10 protein-coding genes are annotated in these 12,947 nt (G+C 60.3%); 7 read left to right on the top strand and 3 right to left on the bottom strand.

Annotation, left to right across the window (positions count from 1 at the left end; genetic code table 11):
- Positions 1-13 precede the first annotated feature (13 nt).
- Complete coding sequence (locus QPL98_RS09165; RefSeq protein ID WP_303293124.1) at positions 14-2,458, top strand: EAL domain-containing protein; 2,445 nt, start codon at positions 14-16, stop codon at positions 2,456-2,458.
- 72 nt (positions 2,459-2,530) lie between these two features.
- Here the strand turns inward: QPL98_RS09165 and QPL98_RS09160 are convergent, their stop codons facing one another.
- From QPL98_RS09160 to argH, 3 genes are all read right to left on the bottom strand, one after another.
- Positions 2,531-3,133: a DUF2931 family protein gene (locus QPL98_RS09160; protein WP_014420357.1), complete on the bottom strand. Its 603-nt coding sequence runs from the start codon at positions 3,131-3,133 to the stop codon at positions 2,531-2,533.
- Complete coding sequence (locus tag QPL98_RS09155; RefSeq protein ID WP_226610040.1) at positions 3,133-5,022, bottom strand: DUF2235 domain-containing protein; 1,890 nt, start codon at positions 5,020-5,022, stop codon at positions 3,133-3,135. The genes QPL98_RS09160 and QPL98_RS09155 overlap by 1 nt, the downstream gene beginning before the upstream one ends.
- Before the next feature lie 357 nt (positions 5,023-5,379).
- Complete coding sequence (gene argH, locus QPL98_RS09150) at positions 5,380-6,789, bottom strand: argininosuccinate lyase (protein WP_023008375.1); 1,410 nt, start codon at positions 6,787-6,789, stop codon at positions 5,380-5,382.
- 59 nt (positions 6,790-6,848) lie between these two features.
- Between argH and QPL98_RS09145 the strand changes: the two genes are divergently transcribed.
- The 6 genes from QPL98_RS09145 (at position 6,849) to QPL98_RS09120 (ending at position 12,906) form a co-directional block, all read left to right on the top strand.
- The gene (locus tag QPL98_RS09145; RefSeq protein ID WP_303293123.1) at positions 6,849-7,967 is read left to right on the top strand and encodes a sensor histidine kinase; all 1,119 of its coding nucleotides are present in this window, start codon (positions 6,849-6,851) and stop codon (positions 7,965-7,967) included.
- The gene (locus QPL98_RS09140; protein ID WP_303293122.1) at positions 7,964-8,722 is read left to right on the top strand and encodes a LytTR family DNA-binding domain-containing protein; all 759 of its coding nucleotides are present in this window, start codon (positions 7,964-7,966) and stop codon (positions 8,720-8,722) included. The genes QPL98_RS09145 and QPL98_RS09140 overlap by 4 nt, the downstream gene beginning before the upstream one ends.
- Before the next feature lie 85 nt (positions 8,723-8,807).
- Positions 8,808-9,749, top strand: a complete 942-nt coding sequence (gene hemC, locus QPL98_RS09135; RefSeq protein WP_011784032.1) for a hydroxymethylbilane synthase — start codon at positions 8,808-8,810, stop codon at positions 9,747-9,749.
- A complete protein-coding gene (locus QPL98_RS09130; RefSeq protein WP_041654503.1) occupies positions 9,730-10,542 on the top strand; it encodes a uroporphyrinogen-III synthase in 813 nt (270 codons plus the stop codon). Before hemC ends, QPL98_RS09130 begins: the two co-directional genes overlap by 20 nt.
- Before the next feature lie 10 nt (positions 10,543-10,552).
- Positions 10,553-11,668 carry a uroporphyrinogen-III C-methyltransferase gene (locus QPL98_RS09125; protein WP_206769614.1) on the top strand — a complete coding sequence of 372 codons (1,116 nt, stop codon included), beginning with the start codon at positions 10,553-10,555 and terminating at the stop codon, positions 11,666-11,668.
- Positions 11,665-12,906 carry a heme biosynthesis HemY N-terminal domain-containing protein gene (locus tag QPL98_RS09120; protein WP_023008378.1) on the top strand — a complete coding sequence of 414 codons (1,242 nt, stop codon included), beginning with the start codon at positions 11,665-11,667 and terminating at the stop codon, positions 12,904-12,906. The genes QPL98_RS09125 and QPL98_RS09120 overlap by 4 nt, the downstream gene beginning before the upstream one ends.
- Positions 12,907-12,947: the final 41 nt, after the last annotated feature.

Below are 12,947 nucleotides of genomic sequence, written 5' to 3'. Positions count from 1 at the left end.
AGGCACCCGAGCTGTGAAAGAGTTTCTGATTCAACGCTACCGGCCCGATCCGACGGGCCCCGTTATCCGGCCCACCCTGCTTCGGGTGGATGACGATGGCCGGATCATCCAGGCTGATCGCCATGCAGAAACCATGTTTGGCTACGACATCAGCGATCTGACCGGGCAGAAAGTCCAGCATATTCTGGCTTCCCGCCAGGACGATCCCTTCGCCCCCGCCCACCGACACCGGCTGGACAATGGCCAGACAGTGCTGGTGACGTTCCGCCACAAGGATGGCTTTTTCTTTACTGCCCTGCTCGGGCTGCGAATGGAGATCCGGGATTCAGACCAGGCCGCTACCGCCTCGATTACCCTCAGGGACAGCGATGCCATGGATAGCCGGATTCAACGACTGGCGGAACAGAGTGCCGGCTTTGGTCTCTGGGAACTGGACATGCCCAGCAACGAGATCAGCTGGTCCGAAGGTATGTACCGCCTGCTGGAACTCAAAGCCGGCAGCGAGCTGACACCGGAACAGGCGCTGTTTTATTGCCAGACAGGCCAGAACCGGGTACGAGCGATGTTCAGGCGCTGTATGCGCACCGGCCAGCCGTTCAGCATGGACCTGACCATTCTCACCAGCCGGCAACGGCCACAACGGGTTACTCTGGCCGGTCGTGCTCTGAAGAACGGCGGCCGGGTGCAAAAACTCGGCGGCGTGATGGTCAACCACAGCGAGGCGATGGTCCACGATCTGGAAAAACAACAGGCTCAGCAGATTCTTCAAGCCACGACCGCCGCATCCTCTGATCTGGTGGTAGCCATCGACACCGAATTCAGACTGTTGCATTTCAACACCCCCTGGTGCCAGCAGTTTCAACACGCCTTTGACCTGACGCCAAAGACCGGAGACAACCTGCGCAGCCTTTTGAAGGACTTCCCCAATGAGCGGAGACTGATCGAACGGCTATGGCAACGGGCCTTCGACCGTGAGCATTTTGTGGCAGAAATGCCCCTGAACCGCCAGGGAGAGGGACTGCCGATTTACGAATTTCATTTCCAGAGCATCCGCGGAGACCGGGGCGAGGTCACCGGGGCCGTTCATGTCGCACGCGATATCAGCAACCGGATCCAGCACACCAGCAACAGCGATTACCGCATGCGACACGATCCGGTCACCGGACTGATGAATCGCCGTTCTTTCATCGAACACCTGGAACGGGCCATGGGCCATCGCCACAAACGCCAGAGCACCGACGGGCTGCTGTTTCTGGATCTGGACAACTTCGAACAGTTCAACGAGGACGCTGGCAGCGGCACCTGCGACCGCTACCTGCGGGAACTGGCCGCCATGCTCGGGCTGCGCGTGCGACAGCGCGATGCCCTGGCACGACTGGCCGGCGATACCTTTGCGCTGTTCATCGAGAACTGCCCGGAACCCAGAGCGCGAAAGATCGCCGAGGAAATCCGCGAACAGATTGCCCAGTTCCAGTTTGAATGGCAGGGGCATACCCTGCAGACCACTACCAGCGGCGGTCTGCTGATTCTGGACAGTGAGTTGCCGGAACGGGCCGACACGCTGCTCACCCAGGCTGCGGACCTGTGCCATACCGCCAAGACTTCAGGCCGGAACCGGATCCACACCGCCCATGCACTGCCGGATGCCGCCGGCGATACTGGTACAAACAAGCAGCTGGAACAGCTCCGCCAAGCCCTGGACCACCATCAACTGATCCTTGAGTTCCAGGCTCTGAAGCCGGTGGCGAGTGTGACCTGGGGCGACCATATTGAAATACTGTGTCGCATTCCCGGTCAGGGACCGGACGACACCACACTCCTGCCCGGACAGTTCCTGCCCCTGGCCGAGCGCTTTGACCTGGCCAAACGGCTGGACCGTCAGGTCATTCGTCAGGCCCTGGACTGGCTGGGGCAGCACCGACTGCTGGAACCAAGGCTGAAATACTGCGGCTTCAACCTGTCTCTGGCCTCGGTACTGGATGACACCTTTGCCGATTTCATGGAACAGCTACTGGCACCCTCACCGTTCCGGGCGGAGTGCTTCTGCCTGGAGATCCGGGAAGCCCATGCCACCCAGTATCCGGACGAAGTGGCCGTGCTCTGCGATGCACTGCATCGAATCGGTTGCCGGGTGGCCCTGGAGGGCGCTGGCGCCTCGGTGGAAAGCTACAGCCTGGCCGCCCACCTGCCGGTGGATATCATCAAACTGGACAGACGGGTGATGGATCATCTGGAGAACGATCCGGTTCAGCAAGTGATGGTGGATGCCCTGCATCGTATTGCAGAAGCCGCGGGCAAGGAGACCGTTGCCACCTTTATAGAGAGCGACGAGACCCTGAGAAAGGTCCGTACCCTGGGCATCCATTTTGGCCAGGGTTACCGGTTATCAAGGCCCCGACCGCTGGCGGAGCTGAAGCCGGTAGGGGTTGAGCTGAGTACGGGCTGGATCGGCGGCTAAGTTATGTTGAGGGCAGGCTTCATTCTACCCCGACCTCACACTGGATCACTTCAGAACCGCTTCCGCGGCTGCTTACCAGCCCTCCGTCGGGATTCCGTGTTCCCTGAGGTAATCGCCGTTCCTTTCGAGATAGCCTTTTGTGCGTTCCGTGAACCGGGAAGGGTCACCCGGCAACTCCGTGGCCTGCATGCGCATCACCTCGATCTCGTTGCCAATCTGGTTCGAAATCCAGACCACCACGGTACCGCCGGGCGCCAGGCCAATGGTCAGGAGGTTCCGGGGGCCTGAGCGCACATCAACCTGCGTAACATAGGTTGCCGGCTCCCGCATTCGGTCCAGCAGGTCTTCCGGCACCTGAATGATCTTGGTGTAATATTTCTGCTCCGCGTAGGAAAACCAGTTGACCAGAATCAGCTCCGGAAAGGGGTCAGCTCTGCCCCCAGGCCCGGTTGGGCCACGGGCCCCCTTCCAGCAGCACCCCACCGTGCCTATCGGCTGGCGCCAGCTCCGCTCACCCGACTTCTCCAGGAACATATCAGTCACCCACACTTCGTAGTGCTGTGGCGCCGCTATCCTGACCATCCAAAGAGTGTCGTCCGCCTTCGACCACGCCGAACAGCCGCTGCCCAACAGGGCGATGGCCATGACTCCCATGGCCAGTATTTTCTGAATCATTAGTCGCCCTCTGTCTGTGGATACACCAGGCGCTCGCCTGAAGGTGCTGGTGCATTGGGATGAAACCCCTGCAACTTCGCAGGCAAGCCCGCCACCATGGTCTCAATAGCGTTGTAGTGCGCCGAGTAATGGATATAGCGCTGGAGCAACAAGTTCTCATGTTCCGTGGTCAGTGAGGGGGCGTCATTCCCTTGTACAACCTGTTCCAGAATTTGTTGAAGGATGGGTTCAAGTTCACCCTGTATCAACACGGTCTCATCAGTGGGATCAACTTCTCTCAGTGGCACTTCCTGTTCTACCGCCAATCGGTGCATCAACCGAAGAGGCACCCGTGAATACTCCCCCCGCACCTGGCGCAGCATCCGCAACACCAGTTCTACCCGGCCATCCTGGGCCGGGTGCTCGTGGCGCAGGGTGACAATGTCCAGCCGGGCTGGCCCTTCCGGGCCCTGGTCTTTCGGCCATGCCTGCAATTGCTCGGATTGCCGTACCGGCAGATTATATGGGCCAATCCAGCCTGCCGCCTCTATCTGTTGCCGCTTGGCCTCCAGGTTATCCCATTGGAGGGTTTGGTCCGGCCTGCTGAGCCGGTCGCGAGGCACCTGTAACCTGAGGCTTAACAGCACGTCCTCTCGCTGGCTGTCGCCGTAGCCACCGCCAATATCGGAATGAACACCCGGCAGGGAAATTTCCCGGAAGTTGGCCGGCAAGCTGCCGTCGCGGCTTCGCAGACTGTTCAGGGCAAAGTTCCTGCGGTGCTCATGGGCCGCGGTCAGGTGCACCGCCTGGCCCACCTTGCCTGGATCCAGGTACAACTCCACCGGGTGGTTGCGGTTGTTATGGGCCAACGCATCACCAGCAGCGAGGTTAACGATGGCGGCCACGGAGTCGAACAGCCCCACGAAGCGAATTTCTACCGTCTTCGGCCAGAGGATACCGCTGTCAGCCAGCATCTGGGCCAGCAGACCATTCTCCCCCTGATTTATCTCGTGTGCAGTATGGCGGCCAGCCGCCGCGCCCCGGCTGAAGCCGAACAGGTCCAACGTAAGTTTGTCGATGGGTTTGTCCAGACGGTCGGCGGGCAGGTTCTGCAAGACTTCTTTCACCCGCAAGGCCAGTTGCGAGAAAGCATAGTCCACCTGTGCGATAACGCCGGCCTCCCCCATGCCGGTGGCTGCGCTATACATCACATCATCCTCGCCAGTCTTGGTGCCAGCCCCAGGAGCATAAATTTTACGCCGGTAGGTGCTGGTACCCTCCTCCTCTTTTTCGTCTTCGACGTACAAATCCCACAGCTTCGCCACATTGCTGGCCGCATTGGCGTAACTGTCGCCCAACATCAGACCCATCCGCCGCTCACACTCTTCCCGGCCGATGGTGTTATTTTCGTAGGGAATCAGGCACTCCTGCTCCAGCTGCTCAACGAAGGCCCGGGTATTGGCGGCGTTGTTCATGGTGCCATCGGTAAACAGGCCCACTTCCAGGTGTATCTTTGGGGCGGGTGCCTGAGAGGAGTCTGCCTTAGCGTCTTCGGTTGCGGATGCTGCAGACATCAACACGGGAGCCACCAGTGCGGAAGCCCCTAAGGGCAGGCTCAGCCGATGGTCATCCACGCTACCTTGAGCCGCCCGCTCCCGGCGCTGACGCTGCCGGTAGTTCATTGAGAACATGTTCACTTCCAGCGACCCGACACCCCAGGATTCGGATTGGCGCAACTGCTCGCAGGTAATGCCACAGTTGTTCAGCTCTGCTACTGCACACTCAATCTCAGATGGAACGTTCAGCCAACTGCCCTCTATCCGCCACTGGCCACCGGCAGGCAGACTGTTGTCTGGCCGCCAGGTCACCATCGGCGAGAAAGGCTTATTCCACTCCGAACAGACCAACATCAACTCGCCGTCTCTGACCGCCCGATGGACAGTTTCCGCTAGGTTCCGTCGGTCACCAGAGCCATACCTGAACAGCGATTGCATGCTTGAACGAAGATGGTTGTCCTGCTCAACCAGGAGGCGGGCCCTGTCGGCAGCAAAAAAAGGAGTTTCAACAAAGGGAATGTCGAGGACCTTCAATTCTGAAGGCCTGACCAGTTTCACAAAGCTCATCGTCAGCGTCCTTGTTGACGGTAGCAAGCAGGTAAAGTTAGTCGGACAATCCTAGCCGATATTGTGTATTTATGACAAAACCGCACTTTACGGTTTTGTCATAAACTTTTTTTCTAAACTGCCTCGCCCATGACAGCCAATCGACTATGCCAGAGTTTTCCGAGCGCGGGCCACCGCTGCACGTACCTGGTTTGGCGCAGTTCCACCCAGATGATCACGGGCCTGCACGGAACCTTCCAGGGTCAGCACGTCGAACACATCTTCGCCGATCACATCGGAGAACTGTTGAAGTTCCTCCAGCGTCATGTCTGACAGGTCACGACCTTCGGCGACACCGAAAGCAACTGACTTGCCGACAATCTCATGGGCATCACGGAACGGCACGCCTTTCTTGACCAGGTAATCAGCCAGATCCGTGGCGGTGGAGAAGCCCCGCTTGGCGGCTACCCGCATGTTGTCGGCCTTGGCCCTGATGGCCGGGATCATGTCGGCGTAGGCCTTCAGGCAGCCCTTGATGGTATCGACCGTGTCGAACAGCGGCTCTTTGTCTTCCTGATTGTCCTTGTTGTAGGCCAGCGGCTGGCTCTTCATCAGGGTCAGCAGGCTGATCAGATGGCCGTTTACCCGGCCGGTCTTGCCACGCACCAGCTCGGGTACATCCGGGTTTTTCTTCTGGGGCATGATCGAGGAACCGGTGCAGAACCGGTCCGGCAGGTCGATGAAATCGAACTGGGCGGAGGTCCAGAGCACCAACTCTTCACTGAACCGGGACAGGTGGGTCATCAGCAGCGCGGCGAAACTGCAGAATTCAATGGCGAAATCCCGGTCGGAGACCGAATCCAGGCTGTTTTCAGTGGGCCGGTCAAAGCCCAGCAGTTCGGCGGTCAGATTGCGGTCAATCGGGTAAGTGGTGCCGGCCAGGGCAGCGGCCCCCAGAGGCATCACGTTCACCCGCTTGCGGCAATCCTGCAGACGATCGGCATCGCGCACCAGCATTTCGTACCAGGCCAGCAAATGGTGGCCAAAGGTAACCGGCTGGGCGGTCTGCAGGTGGGTAAAGCCGGGCATAATGGTGTCTGCCTCGCGCTCGGCCAGGTCCAGCAAGCCAGCCTGCAGGCGCGCCAGTTCCTCGGCAATCACGTCGATTTCATCGCGCAGGTACAGCCGGATATCGGTGGCGACCTGATCATTCCGGCTGCGGCCGGTATGCAGTTTCTTGCCAGTGATGCCGATGCGATCGGTGAGCCGGGCTTCGATGTTCATGTGCACATCTTCCAGGCTGACGGACCATTCGAAGCGCCCGGCTTCGATGTCTTCCTTCACGCCCTTCAGGCCGTCGATGATCTGGTCGCGCTCGGCGTCCGTCAGCACACCCACCTTCGCCAACATGGTGGCATGGGCGATGGAGCCGGTAATATCATGATGATACAGGCGCTGGTCGAAGCCCACCGAGGCGGTGAAGCGTTCAACAAAGGCATCGGTAGGCTCGCTGAAGCGGCCACCCCAGGGTTTTTCGGAGGATGTGGTCTGGTCAGACTTTTTCTGATCCGTCATGGTCTATCTTTCCTGCTGACAGCCCGGCATCATCATGCCGGCAATGGATAAGTTAAAAGTTGCGGCAGTATAGCATTCCGGCCCCGGTTAAGGAGACTCCCCTGAAACCCGACAAAGGCATGAACCACAAGGACACCGACAGCTTCTACGTGCCCGATCTGTGTCGCGTGCGGGCTGTGTTCATGCTACTGATTACCAGCGAACTTCTGGTTCTGGTGCTGGCCATCCTGCAGGCACAGAATAGCTGGATCGACTGGAACTACTTCGGTCTGCTGTCCCTGTTCGTGCAATGGACCACCCTCACCAGCGCCGCACTGATCTGTCTGTTGCGCCCCCGCCTGGCTCGTTTGAGCAACAGCCGCGCCACACTGACCATCGTCACCATTGTCTTGCTGGACGTACTGGCATTCAGCCTGTTTGCCGACAGCGTATTGCACCCGCAGCCAGGCGTGGCACTCTGGCACGGCATTGCCAAAAAGCTGTTACTGGCATTGCTGATCGTCCTGATGGTGCTGCGTTATTTTTACCTTCAGCACCAGTGGCAGCAACAGCGAGAGGCGGAAATGCAGGCCCGGCTGACCTCCTTGCAGGCCCGGATCCAGCCACACTTTCTGTTTAACAGCATGAACACCATTGCCAGCCTGATTGCCTCCAATCCGGAGCAGGCGGAAGAAGCGGTGCTGGATCTGTCGGAACTGTTCCGGGCCAGCCTGCGCACCGACGACCAGCTTATTCCCCTGAACCGTGAGCTGGAACTGTGCCAGCGTTACCTGGCGATTGAGTCTCTGAGACTGGGGGAACGCCTGCAGCTGGAGTGGGATATTCAACCCGGGCTTGGGCAACAGGTAATACCACCCCTGACACTGCAGCCGCTGGTGGAAAATGCCATCTATCACGGCATCCAGCCGCGGCCGGAAGGCGGTGTCGTCCGGGTCGAAGTATCGGCCAAGGATCACTTTGTCTACCTTCTGGTGCAGAATCCCGCGCCGGAATCTACGGAACGCCAGCATCAGGGCAACCGGGTCGCGCTGAGTAACACCCAGGCCAGACTACAGGCACTGTTTGGCGAACCGGCCGTGCTCAAACACAGTCGCCAGGGCAATACCTACACCGTCACCCTTCGCCTGCCCCGGCGCAGCATCAACACCAGCAACCGTCAGTCACGAAACAGGCCATGAATACCGAAGACAGCAAACGCGTACTGATTGCCGATGACGAACCCCTCGCCCGCCAGCGCATTCAGCGCCTGCTGGAAGCCCTGCCGGATTACCGGGTTTGTGGCGAAGCGGTGGATGGCAACGACACCTTGCGCAAAGTGGCCGAACTGGAACCGGATATCCTGCTGCTGGACATCCGTATGCCCGGCATGGATGGCATGGAAGCAGCCGACCAGCTCAGCAATCTCCACAATCCGCCCGCAGTGATTTTTTGTACCGCCTATGACCACTATGCCATCCAGGCGTTCGAGGTTCGCGCCGTCGCCTATCTGCTCAAACCGGTCCGGCGTGAGGCGCTGGCCGATGCTCTGGCCCGGGCCGGCAAGCTGAACCGGGTACAGAGGCAAGCCCTGGCGCAAAGTACCGATGCCGGTAACGACCAACTGGCGGTGCGCACGCACCGAGGTACCGAACTGATCGACCTGGCAGATCTGTACTACTGTGAGGCCGACCAGAAGTACGTGACTCTGCACCACAGCCACGGCGAGACAGTGTGCGACTACACCCTGAAAGAACTGGAGCAGGCTTACCCGGATCACCTTCTGCGCATCCACCGACACACACTGGTTGGCGTGCGCTTTATCCAGGGGCTGCGGCGGTCGTCCGATGGCCAGAATCAGCTGGCACTGAAAGGCAATGCCACCCTGCTGCCGGTCAGCCGCCGCCATGCCAGCACGGTCCGCCAATGGTTACACGAACACCAACCCTCCCCCTGAGGGGGTAGGCGGGGGTTCACCGCGGGACTTTTTTTCTGCCACAAGGTAACCTTGGGGCACATTTTCCCGAACGACAGTGAGTGACATGTCCAAACGTACCCTTCGCATTGCAACCCGCAGCAGCGCACTGGCGCTGTGGCAGGCGGAATTCATCAAGGCCGAGCTGGAAAGGCTGCATGACAACGTTGACGTTGAACTGATCAAGATCAAGACCCAGGGCGACAAGATCCTGGACGTCCCCCTGGCCAAGATCGGCGGCAAGGGCCTGTTCGTGAAGGAGCTCGAAGAAGCCATGCTGGACGGCCGTGCCGATCTGGCCGTGCATTCCATGAAAGACGTGCCCATGGAATTCCCCGAGGGCCTGGGGCTGGTCGCCATTTGCGAGCGTGAAGACCCCACCGATGCCTTCGTCAGCAATCAGTATGAACACATCGACCAGCTGCCTGAGGGCGCGGTAGTAGGCACCGCCAGCCTGCGTCGGGAAGCCCAGCTGCGGGCCAACCGCCCGGATCTTCAGATCAAGGTACTGCGTGGCAACGTGAATACCCGGTTGGCGAAACTCGATGCCGGTGAATACGACGCCATTGTACTGGCCAGCTCCGGCCTGAAGCGTCTCGGCTTCCACGACCGTATCCGTTACTGTCTGCCAGACACGTTTTCCCTGCCAGCCGTTGGCCAGGGTGCTTTGGGCATCGAATGCCGGGTCGGTGACACGGAACTTCTGGAGCTGATTGACCCGCTCAATCACACCGACACCTGGGACCGCGTCAGCGCTGAGCGGGCGCTGAACCGTCGCCTTGAAGGCGGTTGCCAGGTGCCCATTGCCGCCTATGCCCTGCTGGAAGACGATAACACCCTGTGGCTGCGGGGCCTGGTTGGCGCAGTCGATGGTACCCAGATTTTTCGGGTGGAAGGCCGTGCCCCGCGCGCCGAAGGTGAACGCCTGGGCCGTGAACTGGCAGAACAGCTGCTGTCCATGGGGGCCGACAAGGTGCTGGCTGAAATCTATGGCCACACCCCACGCTGAGTTTCAGCAACCGTCTGAACTCCAGGGCCGGCGTGTATTGATCTGCCGGCCCGAGCCCGAAGCCAGCCGCCTCGCCGAGGCCTTTCGCAAGGCCGGTGCCGATGCCCGGGTGATGCCGATGATGGCGCGCGAGCCTTTACCGGAAACACCGGAGCAGCGCGGCATCCTGCAGCAGCTGGACAACTTTTCCCACATCATCGCGGTCAGCCCCTATGCCGCCCGCCGGCTGATGGAGGAAATCGACCACTGGTGGCCTCAACTTCCCGCCGGCCTGCAATGGTACGGCGTGGGAGCCGGCACCGCCGCGGTTTTTCGCGAACATGGCCTGAAACCGAGAATGCCTGCCGAAGGCTGGACCAGCGAGGCGTTGCTGGCGCTGCCATCACTGCAGAGCATTGACGGAGAGAAAGTGCTGCTGGCTCGGGGCGAGCATGGCCGGGAACTGATTCGTGAGACCCTGGCGCAACGGGGCGCACGGATTACCGCCCTGCCCCTGTACCGGCGCGTGCTGCCGTACTATTCTGCAAAACAGGTGAAGGCTCTGGTTGCCGACTTCCACCCCGAGGTGGTGATTGCGCTTTCCGGCGAAACCCTGAACAATCTGGTGGAGCTGGGCCACAGATACCAATTGGCTCTGACGCCCGACATAATCGTAGTACCTGCGGAGCGTGTAGCGGAACAGGCGCGCGCGCTGGGCTTCCGCAAGCCACTGGTGCCCGGTAGCCTGAACGATGACGACCTGGTCATCAGTGTTGCTTCCTGCCTGTCGCAGGAGGCCGGTGACAACGGATAACCAAGTAAGGATGCCCGTGACTGAAACAACAAAACAACTCCCCGCTCCCGTACAACCCGCCAGGCCAGAACGCCCACGCTTGTGGCCAGTGTGGATTGTGGCGGTTCTCGCGCTGATTCTGGCGATTGCCCTTGGGCTCTGGAACTGGCAACAGTGGCAGAAGCACCAGGCCACCCTGCAGGTGGTTCAGGACCTCCGGCAGGATACCAACCAGCTGGAAAGCCTTTACGGCAACCGCGGCAGCGAACAGAGCGAGCGGCTTCAGGCACTGGAAAACCGCGTGGCGGAACAGCGGGAGCTGATTGCCACCCAGCAACGCCAGATCGATCACACCGCCCGCGAATTGCTGGAAGCCGGCAACCGCACCCGCACCGACTGGCTGCTGGCGGAAGCCGAATATCTGCTGCGTATTGCCAACCAGCGCCTGCTGATTGAAAAAGACATCCGCGGTTCACTGTCCGCCCTGGAATCGGCCGACGAGGTGTTGCGGGAATCCGACGATATCGGGGTTTATCCGGTACGCCAGCAACTGGCACGGGAAATCCAGTCCTTGAGAGGCATTCAGGGTGTCGACCGCACCGGGCTATACCTGAGACTGGAGGCTGCCATCGCCAGCGTCAACGATCTCACCGACCAGGCCCTGATCAGTGATCAGGCGCCGGGATTCGACATGGTCGAAGACCAGAATGCGCCGTCTGACGGCAGCAACATGTTCACCAGAGGCTGGAACCGGTTCCTGGGCACCCTCAAGGAAGTCGTTGTGATCCGCCGGATGGACGAACCGGTAAAACCCCTGTTGTCTCCGGACCAGAGCGCCTGGGCCCGTCTCAACCTGCAACTGATGCTGGAAGAAGCTGAAATGGCGGTCTTGCGGGGCAATCAGCCACTGTATGAACGCGCTCTGAACAAGGCCATCACCACCATCAACGACTGGTATGACGGCACCAACCCGGCCATTCGCGGGCTCAACGAGACCCTGAACGAACTGGCCGAGCGCAACGTAGACCCCGAACTGCCGGATATCAGCCAGTCCCTGAGCCTGCTGAAGGAGCGGTTGGCGGGGCGCCTGGCCACAGGCGACAACGATGCCGACAGCAAGGCGGCCAACGGGGGCGATGAGTCATGATCCGCGTATTGCTGATCCTGCTGCTTGCCCTTCTGGTGGGCACCGGGCTTTCCCTGGGGTTGACCTACGACCTGGGCTATATCCGCATCAGCCTGGGCAACTACCTGATTGAAACCAATTTCTGGGTCGGGTTGGGGCTGATTCTGGTGATCATCCTGCTGACCGTCACCCTCATCAACACGGTGCGCCGCTTCCGCCAGGGCACCGGTGTGATGGCGGGTTGGATTGCCCGCGGTAATGAGCGCCGGGCCCGGCGCCGGACCACACGAGGCCTCCTGGCTCTGGCCGAAGGCAACTGGCCCCGCGCCCGCAAACTGCTGACCAGCTCCGCCAGCCATGCCGATACCCCCCTGATCAACTATCTCGCGGCGGCCCAGGCCGCGTTCGAGTCCGGCGACCATGAAGCGGTCGATGAACTGCTGCGCAAGGCCTTTGAAAGCACACCTGGCTCCAGCATGGCGGTGGGGTTGACCCAGGCCCAGCTGCAACTGGCCGGCAACCGGCCCGAGCAGGCTTTGGCGACCCTGCTGCGCCTACGCAAGGAATCTCCACATCACCCGTTTGTCCTCAAGCTGCTGAAGAACGCCTATCTGCGTCTGGAGGACTGGCGCGAGCTGTCCCGTCTTATTCCGGAACTGCGCAAGCGCAGCGTGGTGCCAGAGAGCGAACTGAACGAGCTGGAACGTCAGGTCTGGCAAAACCTGCTGGAACAGGCCGCCGAGGAATGCCAACGCAGCCGCAAGGAAAACCCCGAAGCCAGCCTGGAACCGCTGACTCGCCTGTGGGACGAACTGCCGGGCTTTGTGCGCCGGGATGAGTACACCATCCGCGACTACGCCCGACTGCTGGCGGGACTGGGTGATGAGGCCCAGGCAGAAACGCTGCTGAGAAAGGTACTGCGTAACCACTGGAGCGACGAGCTGATCAACCTGTATGGCCGGATTCAGGGTCAGGATCCGGAGGAACAGCTATTGATTGCCGAACAGTGGCTGAAACATCGCACCAACAACCCCGAGCTGTTGCTGGCACTGGGCCGGCTCAGCCTGCGTAATGAGCTGTGGGGAAAAGCACGGGAGTACTTTGAAACCAGTCTGAAATTACGCCGTAATCGTGAAACCCTCGCGGAGCTGAGCCGGCTGAATGCCCATATGGGCGAGGAAGAAGCCAGCATCAAGCTGCTGATGCAGGGGCTGGAAACCGACCATGGCCTGCCCGACCTGCCCATGCCCCGGGCCTGAGACTTCGCAGTCTTTGATTCAGACAAACAACAAGGGCCGGC

This window comes from Marinobacter sp. ST-43 (genome assembly GCF_030541085.1).
GTDB classification, from domain to species: domain Bacteria; phylum Pseudomonadota; class Gammaproteobacteria; order Pseudomonadales; family Oleiphilaceae; genus Marinobacter; species Marinobacter nauticus.
This window is presented reverse-complemented; position numbering and strand designations above follow the sequence as displayed.